The sequence below is a fragment of the Acinetobacter sp. 24-47-47 genome (assembly GCF_057737035.1).
Map to the genome: position 1 here is coordinate 1 of NZ_CM173216.1, position 17,919 is coordinate 17,919.

Annotated in this window: 15 protein-coding genes; 12 read left to right on the forward strand and 3 right to left on the reverse strand. The window is 38.9% G+C overall.

Annotated elements, in window-relative coordinates:
• From dnaA to erpA, 7 genes are all read left to right on the forward strand, one after another.
• Nucleotides 1-1,386 carry a chromosomal replication initiator protein DnaA gene (dnaA, locus tag AC1M9E_RS00005; protein WP_035268607.1) on the forward strand — a complete coding sequence of 462 codons (1,386 nt, stop codon included), beginning with the start codon at nucleotides 1-3 and terminating at the stop codon, nucleotides 1,384-1,386.
• A 106-nt stretch (nucleotides 1,387-1,492) separates the two neighbouring features.
• The gene (gene dnaN / locus AC1M9E_RS00010) at nucleotides 1,493-2,641 is read left to right on the forward strand and encodes a DNA polymerase III subunit beta (protein WP_180028822.1); all 1,149 of its coding nucleotides are present in this window, start codon (nucleotides 1,493-1,495) and stop codon (nucleotides 2,639-2,641) included.
• 29 nt (nucleotides 2,642-2,670) lie between these two features.
• On the forward strand, nucleotides 2,671-3,753 hold the full coding sequence (gene recF, locus AC1M9E_RS00015; RefSeq protein WP_035268612.1) for a DNA replication/repair protein RecF: 1,083 nt from the start codon (nucleotides 2,671-2,673) through the stop codon (nucleotides 3,751-3,753).
• A gap of 55 nt (nucleotides 3,754-3,808) precedes the next feature.
• The gene (gene gyrB, locus AC1M9E_RS00020; protein ID WP_035268615.1) at nucleotides 3,809-6,277 is read left to right on the forward strand and encodes a DNA topoisomerase (ATP-hydrolyzing) subunit B; all 2,469 of its coding nucleotides are present in this window, start codon (nucleotides 3,809-3,811) and stop codon (nucleotides 6,275-6,277) included.
• A 307-nt stretch (nucleotides 6,278-6,584) separates the two neighbouring features.
• Nucleotides 6,585-7,592, forward strand: a complete 1,008-nt coding sequence (locus AC1M9E_RS00025; protein WP_481589590.1) for a putative solute-binding protein — start codon at nucleotides 6,585-6,587, stop codon at nucleotides 7,590-7,592.
• 287 nt (nucleotides 7,593-7,879) lie between these two features.
• Nucleotides 7,880-8,884, forward strand: a complete 1,005-nt coding sequence (locus AC1M9E_RS00030) for a putative solute-binding protein (protein WP_035268621.1) — start codon at nucleotides 7,880-7,882, stop codon at nucleotides 8,882-8,884.
• A gap of 143 nt (nucleotides 8,885-9,027) precedes the next feature.
• Nucleotides 9,028-9,363 carry an iron-sulfur cluster insertion protein ErpA gene (erpA, locus tag AC1M9E_RS00035; RefSeq protein ID WP_035268624.1) on the forward strand — a complete coding sequence of 112 codons (336 nt, stop codon included), beginning with the start codon at nucleotides 9,028-9,030 and terminating at the stop codon, nucleotides 9,361-9,363.
• Between the two features lie 35 nt (nucleotides 9,364-9,398).
• On the opposite strand, the gene AC1M9E_RS00040 is transcribed toward erpA, so the two are convergent.
• Together AC1M9E_RS00040 and AC1M9E_RS00045 are read right to left on the reverse strand one after the other, a co-directional pair.
• The gene (locus AC1M9E_RS00040) at nucleotides 9,399-10,244 is read right to left on the reverse strand and encodes an alpha/beta fold hydrolase (RefSeq protein ID WP_488224874.1); all 846 of its coding nucleotides are present in this window, start codon (nucleotides 10,242-10,244) and stop codon (nucleotides 9,399-9,401) included.
• Between the two features lie 107 nt (nucleotides 10,245-10,351).
• Nucleotides 10,352-11,266: a LysR family transcriptional regulator gene (locus AC1M9E_RS00045; protein ID WP_488224875.1), complete on the reverse strand. Its 915-nt coding sequence runs from the start codon at nucleotides 11,264-11,266 to the stop codon at nucleotides 10,352-10,354.
• A gap of 117 nt (nucleotides 11,267-11,383) precedes the next feature.
• Here AC1M9E_RS00045 and AC1M9E_RS00050 point away from each other — a divergent pair, with 117 nt between their 5' ends.
• Together AC1M9E_RS00050 and AC1M9E_RS00055 are read left to right on the forward strand one after the other, a co-directional pair.
• Nucleotides 11,384-12,118: a DsbA family protein gene (locus AC1M9E_RS00050; RefSeq protein ID WP_488224876.1), complete on the forward strand. Its 735-nt coding sequence runs from the start codon at nucleotides 11,384-11,386 to the stop codon at nucleotides 12,116-12,118.
• Nucleotides 12,119-12,129: 11 nt separating this feature from the next.
• The gene (locus AC1M9E_RS00055) at nucleotides 12,130-12,432 is read left to right on the forward strand and encodes a monooxygenase (RefSeq protein WP_481612125.1); all 303 of its coding nucleotides are present in this window, start codon (nucleotides 12,130-12,132) and stop codon (nucleotides 12,430-12,432) included.
• Between the two features lie 47 nt (nucleotides 12,433-12,479).
• On the opposite strand, the gene AC1M9E_RS00060 is transcribed toward AC1M9E_RS00055, so the two are convergent.
• Nucleotides 12,480-13,607 (reverse strand): anhydro-N-acetylmuramic acid kinase, encoded by a 1,128-nt coding sequence (locus AC1M9E_RS00060; RefSeq protein WP_035269457.1) that lies wholly within the window; start codon nucleotides 13,605-13,607, stop codon nucleotides 12,480-12,482.
• Between the two features lie 63 nt (nucleotides 13,608-13,670).
• Between AC1M9E_RS00060 and tyrS the strand changes: the two genes are divergently transcribed.
• The 3 genes from tyrS to AC1M9E_RS00075 all read left to right on the forward strand — a co-directional run bounded on the left by tyrS (nucleotide 13,671) and on the right by AC1M9E_RS00075 (nucleotide 17,899).
• Entirely contained in the window at nucleotides 13,671-14,903 is a 1,233-nt protein-coding gene (gene tyrS, locus AC1M9E_RS00065) for a tyrosine--tRNA ligase (RefSeq protein WP_171076798.1), read from the forward strand.
• Between the two features lie 151 nt (nucleotides 14,904-15,054).
• Entirely contained in the window at nucleotides 15,055-16,992 is a 1,938-nt protein-coding gene (locus tag AC1M9E_RS00070; RefSeq protein ID WP_488224877.1) for an ATP-binding cassette domain-containing protein, read from the forward strand.
• Nucleotides 16,993-17,176: 184 nt separating this feature from the next.
• Nucleotides 17,177-17,899, forward strand: a complete 723-nt coding sequence (locus tag AC1M9E_RS00075) for an SDR family oxidoreductase (RefSeq protein ID WP_488224878.1) — start codon at nucleotides 17,177-17,179, stop codon at nucleotides 17,897-17,899.
• Nucleotides 17,900-17,919 lie beyond the last annotated feature (20 nt).

Genomic DNA, 17,919 nt, shown 5'->3' on the forward strand with positions numbered 1-17,919 from the left:
ATGCTGTGGACAGACTGCTTAAATCGCTTGCGACAAGAGCTCTCAGATAATGTCTTTGCAATGTGGATACGTCCATTGGTTGCCGAAGAGGTAGATGGTGTTTTAAAGCTTTATGCACCTAATCCTTACTGGACACGCTATATTCAAGAACATCATTTAGAATTAATTAGCATTCTTGCAGAACAAATGTCTGAAGGACGTGTTTGTAAAGTTGAAATTTTAGTCGACTCACGACCAGGCGCGATTTTATCTGCTTCAGAGCAACCTGCGACAACAACTGCAGCGCTTGAGTCTTCAGCAGCAGCACCTGTAGTCAGAGCAAAAAAAGAAAGCAATGAGCAGCAAAATACAAAAACATCAAAAAAACGATTATTAAATCCGCTGTTTAATTTTGCATTGTTCGTCGAAGGGCGTTCAAATCAGATGGCGGCAGAAACCTGCCGTAAAGTGTTAACTCAGTTAGGCGAACCTCAACATAACCCGTTATTTTTATACGGTCCGACTGGTTTAGGTAAGACACACTTGATGCAAGCAGTGGGTAATGCTTTATTACAAGCTAAACCAAATGCTCGTGTGATGTACATGACTGCTGAAAGTTTTGTTCAGGATTTTGTGAGTTCACTTCAACAAGGTAAAGTCGAAGAATTTAAAAAAAATTGCCGTTCACTGGACTTACTTTTAGTGGATGATATCCATTTACTTGCAGGTAAAGAAGCCAGCTTAGTTGAGTTTTTTTACACGTTTAATGCCTTATTAGATGAATCTAAACAAATTATTTTGACCTCAGATCGCTATCCTAAAGAGTTGACCGAGTTAGATCCTCGTTTGGTATCTCGCTTTTCATGGGGATTATCGGTAGGGGTAGAACCGCCTGATATTGAAACTCGAATTGAGATTTTACTTAAAAAAGCTGAAAGTAATGGTATCGATTTGCCTCGTAACTGTGCGCTCTTTATTGCACAGCAAGTTGTGGCAAACGTACGTGAACTTGAGGGTGCATTAAATAAAGTCGTCGCGATTTCTCGTTTTAAAGGGACACCAATCGACTTAGATGTGGTGCGAGAATCACTGAAAGATGTTCTTGCGATTCGTGCTCGTACTATTAGCACCGAAAATATTCAGCGTGTAGTCAGTGAATATTTTCGTATCCCATTGAAAGAGTTGGTTGGACCTAAACGAACTCGTATCTATGCTCGACCACGTCAATTAGCAATGGGGCTTGCGAGAGAATTAACGGGCGACAGTTTTCCTGAAATTGGCATGGCATTTGGTGGTCGTGATCACAGTACAGTCATGCATGCCTGTGAAAAAGTGCAGAGTTTGTGTGCTGAAGATCCCATCTTTAATGAAGATTACAAAAATTTAATGCGCTTATTACAAAGCTAAATCTGTTTAAATTCTATTCTTGCAATGCGGCATATTCTGCCGCATAGTACATGATTAAAAGTGTTTTAGTCTGTCGTCGATATACTGTTTTTAGAGGAAATCCATCGTGCGTTTGAAGATCGCGAAAGAAAGCTTACTCAATGTTTTGTCTCATGTTGTAGGTGCTGTAGAACGTCGCCATACGTTAAATATTCTTTCAAACGTCAAAGTTCAGGTTACTCAAGATGCACTGACGATTACAGGTTCCGATCTTGAAGTTGAACTTGTTGCGAGTACAACGCTTTTAGAGGGAGCATGTTTACAAGCAGGTCAAACTACAGTACCCGCACGTAAATTGATGGATATCTGTAAATCTTTACCGACAGCAGCACTGATTGATTTACAAATCACAGAAGACCAGCGTTGTATTTTGAAATCTGGTAATAGCCGCTTTGTATTAGGAACATTATCTGCTGAGGATTACCCTTTATTAACGACTGAAAATAGTCAAGGGACTCAAGTTCAGGTCACTGAACGTGAACTAAAACGTTTATTTGAAAAAACCTCTTTTGCGATGGCTGTTCAGGATGTCCGTTTTTATCTTACAGGTACTTTACTTGAAATTGATGAAAATCAGCTTCGTGCAGTGACGACAGATGGACATCGTCTTGCTCTTTGTGAAACATTGGCCAGTTCAAATGCTTCGCAGTTAGTGCAAGCAATTGTGCCTCGTAAAGCGGTCGGTGAATTACAGCGTCTATTGAGTATCGAAGATAATCAACTCTCGCTGTTAATTGGTCGTGAGCTCCTGAATGTTACTTTGACAATTCCAAGCCGTGATAAAGAGCAGGGTGATATTACTGTTCGTATTACTACAAAATTAATTGATGGTAAATTCCCTGATTATCGACGTGTTATTCCTCGTGGCGGTGATAAAACAGTTACGATTGCACATGATATTTTCAAACAATCATTACAGCGAGTTGCTATCCTGAGTAATGAAAAATTACGTGGAGTATTTTTAAACTTCAATCCAGATTCACTGCAACTTCGTGCCAATAATCCAGAGCAAGATGAGGCAGTTGAAGATCTTGCGATTCAATACAATAATGCACCTATGGAAATGTCATTCAACGCACAATACATTTTGGATGTATTGAATGTGCTGGATGGTGATGATGTATTAATGACAATGACTGAGGCAAACCAATCTGTATTGGTTCAAGATCCTGCTCATCAAGATCAAACTTATGTCGTCATGCCGATGCGTGTTTAATGTTGTTTTTGATTTAGTTTAATCTGGTCATGTTCATTACGCGTTTAAATATCCAGCGTGTGAGAAATTTAAAAGCGGTTGCACTCCAAGAGTTGCAACCGTTTAATGTTTTTTATGGACAAAATGGTTCAGGAAAAACGTCTATATTAGAAGCAATTCACTTATTGGCCACTGGTCGATCTTTTCGTACACATATTCCTAAACATTACATTCAAAATCAAATGCAGGATGCGATTGTATTTGCACAGTCTGCTACTGAAAAGATTGGTATGCAAAAGCTAATTACAGGTGAGCAAAATATTAAAGTGAATGGGGATAGTATTGCCACGCAAGGACAGCTAGCCAAAATTTTACCATTACAGCTTATTGACCCTCTGAGTACAGATATTATTGATCACGGAGCTAAACCAAGACGACAATTGCTTGATTGGTTAATGTTTCACGTGGAACCAGATTTTTACTATGCATGGCAATTTTATTCTAGAGCATTAAAACAACGAAATAGCTTATTAAAATCAAAACGTAATCTGACGGTGCAAGATTTAGAAGCATGGAACAAAATGCTTAGTGAGTACGGTGAAATATTACATTTACAACGTCAGGCTATTGTTGAACAGTGGCAGATATTTTTTCAGCAAGATCTTAAAACACTATTACCAGATATCGAGATCCATATGGAGTATGCAGCAGGCTTTCATGTGGAACATGGCTTGGCTGAAGACTTGATTTTGTATCATCAAAAAGACTGCGAAAGACGCTATACAGAATATGGTCCACACCGTGCAGATTTAAAGTTAAAAACCCCAACAGGAGATGCAGATGCCGTACTGTCACGGGGGCAAAAAAAATTATTAATCATGGCTTTAAAATTGTCACAGATCGCAATGTTGCATGCGTCTAATAAGGAAACTGTGGTATTATTAGATGATGTGACAGCAGAATTAGATATAACCGCACAACAACGTTTAATTGAGCGATTGAGCCAACTTGGTAGTCAAGTTTTCATTACCACTTTAGACCATGAATCTGTACAAAAGCATTTACATGATTTGTCTATTTCCTATCAATTATTCAATGTTGAAAACGGTTCTGTTCAAGTTGTTGTGCAATAATTTTTTGAAGTTTTCTCCATCTTTGGATAGACCTTTTTTTCACTAGGGAGTAACCATGAGTTCAGAAGATCAAGCTGCTTCTCAAACAGAACAAACCATTGAAAAGGCTTATGATTCCTCTAGCATCAAGGTATTACGTGGTTTAGATGCAGTACGTAAGCGTCCAGGCATGTATATTGGTGATACGGATGATGGTACTGGTTTACACCATATGGTGTTTGAAGTGGTGGACAACTCGATTGATGAAGCCCTTGCTGGTCACTGTGATGAAATTCTAGTTACCATTCACGAAGACGAATCTGTTTCTGTCGCAGATAATGGTCGTGGAATTCCCACAGATATTCACCCTGAAGAAGGTGTATCTGCTGCTGAAGTCATCTTAACGATTCTTCATGCGGGTGGTAAGTTTGATGACAACAGCTATAAAGTTTCTGGTGGCTTACATGGTGTGGGTGTTTCAGTTGTAAATGCTTTGTCTAGTAAACTGGAACTCACAATTCATCGTGCTGGTAAAATTCATGAACAAGAATACCGCCATGGTGACCCTCAATACCCTTTAAAGGTGGTGGGCGATACAGATCGCTCAGGTACTCGTGTACGTTTTTATCCAAGTGCTGAAACATTCAGTCAGACCATTTTCAATGTCGATATTTTAGCTCGTCGTTTACGTGAACTGTCATTTTTAAATGCGGGCGTCCGAATTGTTCTACGTGACGAACGTGTTGGTTTAGAACATGTATTTGATTATGAGGGTGGTTTATCAGAATTCGTTAAATACATTAACGAAGGAAAAACGCATCTTAACGATATTTTTCACTTTACCACGCAAGCTGATAATGGCATTGGTGTTGAAGTTGCATTGCAATGGAATGATACGTACCAAGAAAACGTACGTTGCTTTACCAATAACATTCCTCAAAAAGATGGTGGTACTCACTTAGCTGGTTTCCGAGCTGCTTTAACTCGTGGCCTTAATAACTACATGGAAAACGAAAACTTACTCAAAAAAGAGAAGGTTGCAGTTTCTGGTGATGATGCACGTGAAGGTTTAACAGCAATTGTTTCAGTGAAAGTTCCTGATCCAAAATTCTCTTCTCAAACCAAAGAAAAACTGGTATCGAGCGAGGTAAAACCTGCTGTTGAACAAGCAATGAATAAAGCTTTTTCAGAGTATCTTCTTGAAAATCCAGCTGCAGCTAAATCAATTGCGGGTAAAATTATTGATGCCGCACGTGCACGCGATGCGGCGCGTAAAGCACGTGAAATGACTCGCCGTAAGAGTGCGCTTGATATAGCAGGTCTTCCTGGTAAATTGGCGGACTGTCAAGAAAAAGATCCAGCTTTATCTGAACTATATCTTGTCGAGGGTGATTCAGCAGGTGGTTCAGCGAAACAAGGTCGTAACCGTAAAATGCAAGCGATTTTACCGCTCAAAGGTAAAATCTTAAACGTGGAACGTGCTCGTTTTGACAAGATGATTTCTTCTGCTGAGGTCGGAACACTGATTACAGCATTAGGTTGTGGTATCGGTCGTGAAGAATATAATCCAGACAAATTACGTTACCACAAAATTATTATTATGACCGATGCGGACGTGGATGGTTCACATATTCGTACGCTGTTATTAACGTTCTTCTTCCGTCAAATGCCGGAATTAGTGGAACGTGGTCATATTTATATTGCTCAGCCACCACTTTATAAATTAAAGAAAGGTAAGCAAGAGCAGTATATTAAAGATAATGATGCGCTTGAAACATATTTAATTTCTAATGCAATTGATGAGTTGGCATTACATATCAGTGCTGACGCACCTGCGATTCGTGGTGAAGCGCTTGCAAAAGTCATTGCTGATTATCAGACATCACAAAAAAGCTTACAGCGATTAACGATTCGTTATCCTGCAACTTTGTTAGATGCTTTACTTGGTTTAGATGCATTTAAATTAGATCAAAATCAAGATGAAGCTTATGTGACGTCTTGGGCTGAGCAATTGCGTCAAGCAATTGAAACACAACAGCCAAGCTTAAGACCTGAATTCACGCTCGAAGCATTCGAAAAAGAACTCGCAGATGGTTCACGTGAAACACATTATTGGCCACGTTTAACAGTGTATGTACACAACCTTCCTCATCACTATTTATTAGATGCTGGTTTATTGGGTTCAGGTGAATATAAACGTTTACTTCAAAACTCAAAGAGTTGGTTTACGTTACTTGAAGACGGGGCTTATTTGCAAAAAGGTGAGCGTAAAGTCAATGTTGCTAACTTCCATCAAGTATGGCAACAAGTATTGGCAGATTCACGCCGTGGCATGATGATCCAACGCTATAAAGGCTTGGGCGAGATGAATGCAGAGCAGCTTTGGGAAACCACGATGGATCCTGAAAATCGTAATATGCTTCAAGTGACGATTGATGATGCAATTGAAGCAGATCGCATGTTCTCTTGTCTCATGGGTGATGATGTTGAACCACGTCGTGCATTTATTGAAGAGAATGCATTGAATGCAGATATTGATGCTTAATGCTATAAGTTAAAAAAAGCACTCTTAGGAGTGCTTTTTTTGTATCAATCTAAAATCTTAAGTCATTTTTTGGGAATTAATTTCAATAAAATGATGTGCTTGAAGTCACATATTTTATTTATTATATGAAATATAAAGATAATTAAATAAGCATTTACGAAATTAATAAATAATTAAAAATATAAAATTCAATAACTTATAATTAGATAATAAAAAATAGAGCAATAGCTCTATTTTTTTAAATAGAGAGTGATTAAAATTTTTGTCATGGAAAAGAATCCATTTAAATGCTTAAAAGGAACTAAGAATGAAAAAAACAACTCTGGCTTTATTGGCGGCTTCAACCATGGGTATGGTTTCAACTGCTCAAGCAAAGGTTGATGTGTGTGTATTTGATTTACTCGGTAAGTCTGGTGAATCGTTTCAAATGGCTCAAGAATGGGCATTGGCAGCAAAGGGCTGGGGTGCAGATATCAATCTGATTCCACGTCAAGATGAGGCTGTAGCCGATAATGATTTTAAAGCAGGTAAGTGTGATGCTGTTTTCTTAACAGCGATGCGTGCTCGTCAATATAACAAGTTTGTGGGTTCGATTGACTCTTTAGGTGGCGCACCATCAAATGCAATTGCACAACGTGCGATTACTTTTGCTTTAGACAAACGTAATGCTGCAAAGATGGTCACAAATCTCGGTGGGAAAAAATATGAAGTGGCTGGTATTGCACCACTAGGGGCAGCATATATTTTCGTGCGTGATAAAAAAATTGATTCAATCGAAAAAGCTGCAGGTAAGAAATTCGCAGTATTAAGCTATGACCCCGCACAAAAAATTATGGTGCAACGTGTCGGTGCTCAAGCAGTCGGATCTGATGTTTCAAACTTTGTTGCGAAGTTCAATAATGGTCAGGTAGATATGGTGGGTGCACCAGCATATGCCTATAAGCCTCTTGAAATTTATAAAGGTTTAGGTAGTACAGGGGCAATGTTTGATTTCCCTGTGGTACACATTACAGCAAACTTTGTGATGAAGCCTGAAAAATTCCCTGAAGGGTTTGGTCAAAAATCACGTGATTGGTTTGTTAAAAACTTGCCGAAAAGCTACGCAATGATCAAGCGTTTAGAGGGTGAAATTCCTGCTAAGTACAAAATGCAATTCTCAGCTGAAGAAAAGCTGAAATATCAAAAACTACTTCGTGATGGTCGTATGGATCTCACTAAACAAGGTATTTATGACAAAGAGATGATGTCTGTTCTTAAGAAAGCACGTTGCTCTGTCGATAAATCCAACTTCGAATGTTCACTTGGTGGTGAATAGTTCTGATTTTTAAAGAAAAAATCCTAGACCTGGTCTAGGATTTTTTTTATTCATTTTATGTCATTTTCGCCAATGCACATTTATAAGAAAAAAGTATGCTTTAATCACAATAAGTAGTATTTAAATGATCTGTATCTAAAAACCATATACATACAGCATCTCAGGATCAGTATCTACACAATTGGATCGTGTAATCTCATTTTAGTTCAACACACTGACACTGAAGTTTAAGGTGTTCGATATGGGATATTCGAGACTATAAGAAAGAAGGAATAGGAAACAATAAAATGAATTTAACCAAAACATTATTATTATCAGCAGGTTTAATGACTGCTGCAACGGCTTCACAAGCAAAGCAAGTCGTCTGCGTGTTTGATCTCGTCGGGAAAAACGGCGATGTCTATGCGTTAATGAAAGATTATCAACTTGCTGCTAAGCAGTGGGGAGCTGATATTGAGCTTAAAGTCGGACAAAATGAAGGCGTAATTGCTGAAGATTTCAAAGCAGGTAAATGTGACGGTGTCAGTATCACAGGGATGCGCGGTCGTCAGTTTAATAATTTCACTGGCTCTTTAGATGCCATTGGTGCGATTACTAATCTCAATTTAGCTGTCAAAGTTATGCAAGGTTTAGCAAGTCCAACCTTTGCAAAGCATATGAAAAATGGCAACTATGAAGTTGCAGGAGTGATTCCTGTTGGCGATGCTTATTTAATGGTGCGTGATCGTAGTATTAATACGGTTGCTAAAGCTGCGGGTAAAAAGATCGCCGTACTTGATTATGATCAGGCACAAAAAATTATGGTACAGCAAATTGGTGCGCAAGCAGTGAGTTCTGATGTCACTAATTTTGGGAGTAAATTCAATAATGGCCAAGTTGATATTATTGGTGCACCAGCAGCGGTATTCCGTCCTTTAGAACTTCATAAAGGGCTAGGAACGAAAGGTGCAATTGTGAATTATCCAATTCTTCAAGTGACCGGTAATATCATCATTCGTCATGATAAATTCCCTGAAGGTTTCGGACAGAAATCGCGTGATTGGGTGAAAACACAATTACCACGTGCGAATCAAATTTTAGGCAAAATGAAAGCGGATATTCCGGCTAAATATTGGATGAATGTTCCAGCTGGAGATAAACCTGGTTATCAAAAATTAATGCGTGAATCTCGTATTGCACTTACTAAACAAGGTGTTTACAACAAACAAATGATGAAACTACTTTGGCAGTTCCGTTGTAAGAATGAACCGACAAACTTCGAATGTAGCTTGCAGGATGAGAACTACAAATAAGTTCATAGGACGTTACATTTAAATCCGATAAATTTACTCTGAATAAACTTTAAAGTTCGAGTTATGACCATATATTGAGTATGTTATACTTGATATATGGTCTTTTAATTTCAAAGCCTATTTAATTTTTTGAGGAATCCATCATGACTGCCCAAGCACTTGAGCTGACTGACAATGCTGCGAATAAAGTTCGTCAACTTCGTGAGAGCGAAGGAAATCAAGATTTGATGTTACGTGTATATGTGACAGGTGGTGGTTGCTCTGGTTTTTCTTACGGATTCAATTTCGCTGAATCTCAAAATGAAGACGATGCTGAATTTGTGAATGGTGATGTGAAGATGCTTGTTGACTCACTGAGTTATCAATATCTCGTTGGTTCAGTTGTTGATTATGTCGAAGGTTTGGAAGGATCTCGCTTTATCGTGCAAAATCCTAATGCGACAACGACATGTGGTTGTGGATCTTCATTCTCAATTTAATATGCAGCAAAAAAAGCCCGCTAAGCGGGCTTTTTTTATGATAATTTTTGCTGTTCTTTCAGAATTAAATCAGTCAGCTCATGATAATTTTGAACTGGAATCCAATGATTCGCCTCTAAATGAATTTCCGTATATGGACCTTCAACATAATTTTGATTGAACTGAACCCCTTTAGCATCAATTGCAACGTCATCTTTGCCCCAAATAAATAAAGTGGGAACTTTGACTTTATTGAATAGCGTTTTATTAGAGCTAAAAGGTAAACCTCGATACCAATTGAGTGATGGGCTGAGCCGTTTTTCTATAATCATTTCTTGTTTAAAGTCATTTAATTGTTCAACTGTCATTCCAGAATTTTTTAATAAAGCCTCGCCAATTTGAGGTGTTTTATTAAAGAGCAACTCAGGTATCCATGGAAGCTGAAATAGTCCCATATAATAGGATTTAAAAAGTTGTGTACTGCTGTAAAAAGCCCGCATAAATGCTGCTTTGTGAGGGACGGAGATCGCGGTCAAATGTTTAATTTTATTAGGATAACGTAGAGCAACTTCCCAAGCAACGACTGCGCCCCAGTCGTGTCCTACGATATATGAAGGCTCTCCAATTAAGTCGAGTAAAACATTTACATCATCTGCTAAATGTTGAATGGCATAATCTGCACGTTTCTTTGGTTGAGCCCTTAAGCTATATCCACGTTGGTTTAACGCATAGGTGCGAAAACCATGTTGGTTTAGTATTTCGGCACTATGCTGCCAAATTTTTGATGTTTCAGGAAAACCATGTAATAGCACAATTGGAGTGCCATCGATTGGACCGCTATCTATTACATCAAAAATAAGATTACCTTTTGGAAACTCAGTGATTCGTTGTTGTTTTTCCATAATCAATATCCTCTTTCCTTTACATATCTTTATCAAATTTGGATGATAGAACTAGGGCTGAACGGGTCAGTTCTAGGTGAAAGAAGGTCGTTCATTGTCTGACAATATTATGGGTTGATTAAACGGTGTATTTGTATTGGGATTTGTTTTTGTAAGAACGTTAAGCAAAGTCTCAAAGCTAAGGTCCGATAGCTTAAGCTCGGAGTAACCAAGTGGACATCTTCAGGGATTAGAGACCATTCAGGTAAAATATGAATTAACGTTGAGTTGACTAATTGATGGGCCACTTGGATTTCTGCAACGGCGGCAATACCTAAATGTGCTTCTACAGCAGCAAGTGCATGTTCGGATGGTGTCACCATCAAATGGGTATAAATTTTAAATTTTTTTATCGTACCGTTTTTGAAAAGTGTGATTTTGGACAGCTCGCGGTTATGCGAGATAAAATGATGATCACACAGTTGCTCTGGGTGTTCAGGAATGCCACAATGCATTTGATAGGTCGGACTGGCACATAAAATTCTTCGAACTTGTCCAACCTTTTGAGCATGGAGTGTAGAGTCTGCTAAATCACCAAGTCTGATGGCTAAGTCATATCCTTCAGAAATTAAATCAACTTTGCTGTCATTCAAATCAATTTCAATATCAATGTGTGGGTATTCAATTAAAAATTGAGAGATTAAAGGCAATACCACCATTTTTCCAAAAGTTCCCGAAGCAGCTATTCGAATTCGACCTTTGGGTTGTATTTCTAATTGTGTGAGATCGTTCGTCAGTGATTCAATTTGATGAAATAGGGGGGAGATTTCTTTTAAGAAAATCTTACCAGCATCAGTTAGTGAGCTTGAATTGGTATTTCGATTTAATAATCTAATATTTAAGGATTCTTCAAGTCTTGAAAGTCGATTAGATAACGTGGATTTAGCAATATCATAACGTCTTGCTGCCGCGGATAAACTTCCAGCATCTGCAATCAGTACGAACCAATATAGGTCATCGATTGAGTAGGGTAAGCTGTTCATAAAATCGAACACCACCTTTCATTTTTATTGTCTATTCACATCATTATAGAACCGCTAAGTTAAGTCAATCGATCAGATGTAGCAAATGATCTGATTTAGCAAATTGAGGACATAGCAATGACAATGAATTGTGATTTAGAAACCGGTACTTGTTCAGTAGCTGAATTGGAAAAAGGCCAAAATGCAGTGGTCAATGTAGCATCTGACCTCAGCCTGATTTATGTAGGTGACCCAATGTGCTCATGGTGTTGGGGAAGTTCAAATGTCATTAAACAAGCGCGTGAATATGCAATTCAGCATGGTATTGGCTTTCAAGTGATTAGCGGTGGTTTAAGACCTGGTGGAGGTGATGCTTGGACCGATACTTTCAAGAATTTTTTACGCAACGAATGGAAAAATATTCAGAGACTGACTCAACAACCTTTCACTGAAAAATTGTTAGAAAGAGAACATTTTAATTATGATACCGAGCCTTCAGCACGCGCTGTCTACGTTGCTCGACAACTTTGGCAAGGTCATGATCATCATGATGAAAAACTTTTTGCATTTTTTTCAGCAATCCAATATAAATTTTATGTGGATGGTGAAGATCCGAACGAGCTTGAATATTATCGAAGTATATGTGAAACGTTTGAGCTGGATTTCGACGTATTCTCAACGTTGTTTGAATTACCTGAGACCCAAACAGCGACCTATGAAGAGTTCAAGCTTAACCGAAGTTGGGGCATAAAAGGGTTCCCAAGTTTTGTGATACGTCATGGGGACAATGTCAAAATCATAGGCTCTGGTCATGTGGCATTGGAAAAATTAACACAAGCTATTGATGACTTAATCAAAGATGCGCGTATATAAGGAAAAGTTGAGTGGCAATTATTCTACAAATTGATTTTCCCTATGATGGACCTTGGGGTCATGAAATGTTTGAAAGTTTCAAAACACTCGCGGATTCAATAGCAAATGAGAAAGGCTTGATTTGGAAAATTTGGACTGAAAATGAAGTATCCAAAGAAGCAGGTGGAATTTACTTATTTAAAAGCCAAGCAGATGCAGAGGACTATCTAAATATGCATCTTCAGCGTTTAAGGGAAAATGGCTTTACTGAATGTAGACATCGGATCTTTGCTGTTAACTCGGCACTTTCAAAATTGAATTTTGCACCTATTTAAGTTAATCGATGTATCAACTCAGGATAGTGGATACATCGATTCTTCATTTAAACCGCAGTGATCGTTCCTAAAACTCGATCTCCTTGAGCTCCTGTCACTTCAGGTAAATTACCAGCAAGTTGGTTTACAAATCGCATAGCCAACCACGCAAAAGCGGTCGCCTCCACCCAAGTCGGTGCTAATCCCAAATCTGCTGTGGTTTGAACACTCCACTCATGTTTACGTAAACGCCAACGTAATTGTTCTAATAATTGTGAGTTGTATGCACCACCTCCACAGACATAAACTTCACCTGTGTCCATAGGGGAACGATAAATGGCTTTTTTAATGGCACGTGTCGTGAGTTTCATCAGCGTTGCTTGAACATTTTCAGGCGTATCTTCAAGTTCATCGTATTCAACATCGCTACGCCAATCGGCAATTTGTTCATCTAACCATTCCAAGTTAAAGTCTTCACGACCGGTACTTTTTGGCGGCTCTTTCGAGAAAAAGTCATGTGATTGCAAACGATCAAGCAAAGCACGAATAGGCGTACCATAAGCAGCCCAATTGCCATTTTCATCATAAGGCTGCCCTGTGTAACGTTCACACCAAGCATCCATCAAAATATTGGCTGGTCCAGTATCAAAACCATATACGCCTTTAGGATCACCCGCAGGTAACATACTGACATTGGCAATTCCACCGAGATTTAAGATCACACGGTGTATCGTCGGATGCTGAAATAAGGCTTGATGGAATGCTGGCACTAGAGGTGCACCTTGACCACCAGCAGCCATATCACGGCGTCTAAAATCTGATACCACAGGAATTTGAGTGATTTCAGTAATAATGTTGGGATCACCAATTTGAAGGGTAAATCCATGTTCGGGACGATGACGAATCGTTTGACCATGAGATCCAATGGCTTTTATTTGAGTTCTATCGAGATTATTTTCTTGTATAAGTTGATTGATTCCATGACCGATCATCTGTGCTAAAGCGACATCAGCTTTACCCATGCGGTCAATTTCATTATCGTCTGGCAAAGTAAGTGCCATCAGTTCATCACGTAAATCTGGATCAAAGGCTAATGTCAGCGTTGCATGGATCTGTAATGGATCAAAAGAAGCGGCTACAAAATCGACGCCGTCCATACTCGTGCCAGTCATTACACCAATGTAGATTGTGGTCATGATTATTCTTAAGCCTGCATTGTGCTGAAAAAGTGTTAGTATATCGCACAAATTGAACAACAGATGTATTTGGGTTTTGTGATGTCAAATTTCCTGCCTGCTGAAGAACAACTTGCCCTCATTCAACGAGGCACACATGAAATTATTTCAGAAGAAGATCTTCTGAAGAAATTAAAATTGAATCGTCCTTTGAAAATTAAGGCGGGTTTTGATCCTACAGCACCAGACTTACACTTAGGTCATACGGTATTAATTAACAAGCTTAAAGTGTTTCAAGACTTAGGTCATGAAGTATTCTTCTTGATTGGTGATTACACTGCGATGATTGGTGACCCAACAGGTAAAAGTGCAACTCGTCCACCATTGTCACGTGAGCAAGTCTTAGAAAACGCGAAAACCTATCAGGAACAAGTGTTCAAAATTCTTGATCCAAATAAAACTAAGGTGGTGTTTAACTCAGAATGGTTTGCTCAAAAAACTGCTGCTGACCTGATTCAATTGGCTTCACAGCAAACGGTTGCACGTATGCTTGAACGTGATGACTTTACTAAACGCTATAACAACCAACAGCCGATTGCGATTCACGAGTTTTTATATCCATTGGTGCAAGGCTATGACTCTATCGCGCTCGAGGCAGATGTTGAGTTAGGTGGTACGGATCAGACCTTTAACTTGTTGATGGGGCGTACTTTACAAGGTCGTTATAATCAAGAGCCACAAGTGTGTATCACTGTACCAATTCTTGAAGGTTTAGATGGCGTCAACAAAATGTCTAAATCTTTAGGTAACTACATTGGTGTATTTGATGCACCTGGTGCGATGTACCAAAAAGTACTTTCAATGCCAGACAGCTTAATTGAGCGATATTTCGAACTGCTGAGCTTCAAGTCAATGGAAGAGATCGAAGGCTTATTGAAAGAAATGGCTGAAGGTCGTAACCCTCAAGAAATTAAACGTATCTTAGCGCTCGAGTTAGTGGAGCGTTTCCATGGAAGCGAAGCTGCTGCGAATGCACATAAAGGTGCAGGGAATATCATCACAGAAGGTGAGCTTCCTGAAGGAACGCCAGAAGTGACGATTTCACGTGGTGAATTCGGTGGTGAAATGTTTATTGCTTCTATTGTTCGTGCAGCGGGCTTAACCAAAAATGCAGCGCAAGCCAAAGATGCTGTTTCACGTGGAGCCGTTAAAGTCGATTGGGAGGTGGTGGATGCATCATTCTCAATTAACGAAAATAAAACAGTGATTGTTCAAGCAGGTAAAAAGGCCATTGCTAAAGTAACTTTTACTGACTAAATCATAAAGTTTTGAATGATTCAAAAGCCATCCTAAGTGATGGCTTTTTTATGTCAAGAATGAAATGAAGATGAAAGATGGATTAATTTTTGGTTGTTCTGGTTGAAATCCATTAAAATGCGCCATCCAATACTTATTTGTTTGAATATCTATGATTCAGTTAGACCAACTTACCATTCGCCGCGGCGGTCGCATTTTATTTGAAAAAGCGTCTATGCAACTTCACCCTGGTTGGAAGATTGGTTTAACAGGTGTCAATGGTGCAGGAAAATCGACGTTGTTTTCAGCATTACTTGGAGGCATGGAATCAGATGGTGGCTCATTAACACGACCATCGGTTTGGACAGTGGCGCATATGGCGCAAGAGATTAAAGCGCTGGATATGAAAGCGATTGATTTCGTTCTATCCGGTGATGAAGAGTATTGGGATATCCAACACAAACTTGAGCATCCTGAGGGATTATCTGATCAAGATTTGGCAAATCTATATGGTCGTTTTGATGAAATTAGTGGCTACTCAGCGCCGTCTAAAGCATCACAACTGATGGCTGGGCTAGGCTTCTTTGAACATCAGTCAGAACTTAGTGTAAAAAGTTTCTCTGGTGGATGGCGTATGCGTTTAAATCTTGCACGTACTTTGATGAGTCGTTCAGATTTACTCTTACTTGATGAACCGACGAACCATTTAGATTTAGACGCTATTTTATGGTTAGAAGATTGGTTAAAAGCATATGAAGGCACATTGGTACTGATTTCGCATGACCGTGATTTCTTGGATGCCATTACCGACCATATTTTGCATATCGAAAACCAAGAATTAACGCTTTATACCGGCAACTATTCAACATTTGAACGTACCCGAAGTGAACGTTTAGCTCAGCAACAACAAGCCTATGAGAAACAGCTCGAGCTACGTGCACATCTGCAAAAATATATTGATCGTTTTAAAGCTAAGGCAACCAAAGCGAAACAGGCACAAAGTCGTATTAAACAGCTCGAACGAATGCAAGAGCTTTCTGCTGCGCATGTCGATACGCCTTTTACCTTTAGCTTCCGTGAACCCACCAAAATGAGTTCTCCGTTGTTACAACTGGATAGTGCTGATATTGGTTATGGTGACAAACTGATTGTGACCAATGTGAAACTACAAATCACGCCAACCAGCCGTATCGGTTTACTGGGAATGAATGGTGCAGGTAAGTCCACATTAATTAAATCATTGGTGGGTGATTTACCTTTAATTCAAGGTCAACGCAAAGCATCCGAATTACTTAATATTGGTTATTTCGCCCAACATCAAATGGATGCATTAGATGGTAATGCGAGTCCAATGTTGCAGTTGTCTCGTATTGCAGATAAAAAGATTAGTGAAGCGACTTTACGCGCATTCCTAGGAAGTTTTGGCTTTTCTGGTGAGCGTATGGATACGCCGTGTGAAAGCTTCTCTGGGGGTGAGCGTGCACGTTTAGCATTGGCTTTGATTGTCTGGCAGCGTCCAAATGTTTTAATTTTAGATGAACCGACCAACCATTTAGACTTGGATATGCGTCATGCATTAACTATGGCACTACAAGACTTTGAAGGGGCAGTGGTGTTGGTCTCACATGAACGCCAATTAATTGCAAGTGTCTGTGATGAATTACTCCTAGTGCATAACGGTAAATGTCGTGAGTTTGAAGGTGATCTGGTCGCTTATGCAGACTGGTTACGTCAAGCACGTGCAGAGTTGATGAAGCAAGGGCAGCAAGCACCTGAGCCAGTAAAATCTCAAGTGATCGATAAGCCTGTAGTTTCTAAAGTAGATAAAGAAGCACAGCGTAAAGAAGCTGCGCGTCGCCGTGAAATGAGCCGCCCAATTCGTAAAAATATCGAAAAATTGGAAGCTGAGATTGCAAAGATTCAACCACGTTTAGTTCAAATTGAGGATGTTTTAGGGGAGGCATCACTTTATGATGCGTCTCGGAAAGATGATCTTTTAAAATTGATGAATGAACAAACTGAGCTTAAAGGAAAATTAGCACAAGCAGAAGAAAAAATGCTTGAACTGATGATGGAACTTGAAGAGTTAGAAAGTTCGTTTGATGAGTAATTCGTGATAAAGAGCCCAATGTAGATTGGGCTTTTTTATTAAAATAGGCAGGTTATTTTGGTCATCGTCATAAAAACTGTCATTTTAATTTTTCTATTTTATTTGTGTTTTTAATTCAACTTGACCTCAAGCTAACTTGAGATTTGATCATAAGAAATCTAATAACAAAATTGGAAAAACGACAGTGCCATCATCAATCAATAAAACTTTTTTAATTCATGGCATCAGTTATGGTCTAGGAAAAGCGTTAGCTACTTTAGTTCCAAATGATGATGATTTAATCTATGGAATATCACGCTCAACCCCACAACTACCACGCCAGATTGAGTGGATTCAAACTGATTTAGCTTATCCTGTCCAAGCATGCAAGAAAATTAAAGACGTAATTGGAGATAAAGCATTAGATGTATTTATTTATAATGTAGGTGTTTGGGAGCAAGATGCTTTTACGCATGACTATGATTTTTCATCAATCTCAGCATTAGAAATTCAAACGATCATCAATACAAATATCACCAGTTGTATTTTATCTATACAATCCATTTTGGAAAATTTAAAGAAATCAGATTATGCCAAAGTGATCCTCATTGGTTCAACATGGGGTTTAGACAATCACAATGGAAAAGAAATAGTGTTTTCAGCTACCAAATTTGCATTACATGGAATTTCCCATGCCTTAAGAGAGTTGATACGAAAGGATCGAATAGGCGTTACGGTGTTAAATCTTGGATATTTAGCACCTGATTTTGATCTAGATACAACAATAGAATCTGTCCTAGAAGAAACAGACGAATCTTTAATTCCTGTGTCTGATGTAGTTGCTGCCGTTCATTTTGTGCTTAATACGTCTAGAGCATCTTGTGTGAAAGAAATTATGATGCCTGCAATGCAAGATACAAATATCTGATAATCATTTAAAAATTCAAA

Coding starts and splice junctions, on each gene's coding strand:
- dnaA (WP_035268607.1), top strand. CDS start 1: ATGCTGTGGACAGACTGCTTAAATCGCTTGCGACAAGAGCTCTCAGAT.
- recF (WP_035268612.1), top strand. CDS start 2,671: ATGTTCATTACGCGTTTAAATATCCAGCGTGTGAGAAATTTAAAAGCG.
- gyrB (WP_035268615.1), top strand. CDS start 3,809: ATGAGTTCAGAAGATCAAGCTGCTTCTCAAACAGAACAAACCATTGAA.
- AC1M9E_RS00025 (WP_481589590.1), top strand. CDS start 6,585: ATGAAAAAAACAACTCTGGCTTTATTGGCGGCTTCAACCATGGGTATG.
- AC1M9E_RS00030 (WP_035268621.1), top strand. CDS start 7,880: ATGAATTTAACCAAAACATTATTATTATCAGCAGGTTTAATGACTGCT.
- erpA (WP_035268624.1), top strand. CDS start 9,028: ATGACTGCCCAAGCACTTGAGCTGACTGACAATGCTGCGAATAAAGTT.
- AC1M9E_RS00040 (WP_488224874.1), bottom strand. CDS start 10,244: ATGGAAAAACAACAACGAATCACTGAGTTTCCAAAAGGTAATCTTATT.
- AC1M9E_RS00045 (WP_488224875.1), bottom strand. CDS start 11,266: ATGAACAGCTTACCCTACTCAATCGATGACCTATATTGGTTCGTACTG.
- AC1M9E_RS00050 (WP_488224876.1), top strand. CDS start 11,384: ATGACAATGAATTGTGATTTAGAAACCGGTACTTGTTCAGTAGCTGAA.
- AC1M9E_RS00060 (WP_035269457.1), bottom strand. CDS start 13,607: ATGACCACAATCTACATTGGTGTAATGACTGGCACGAGTATGGACGGC.
- tyrS (WP_171076798.1), top strand. CDS start 13,671: ATGTATTTGGGTTTTGTGATGTCAAATTTCCTGCCTGCTGAAGAACAA.
- AC1M9E_RS00070 (WP_488224877.1), top strand. CDS start 15,055: ATGATTCAGTTAGACCAACTTACCATTCGCCGCGGCGGTCGCATTTTA.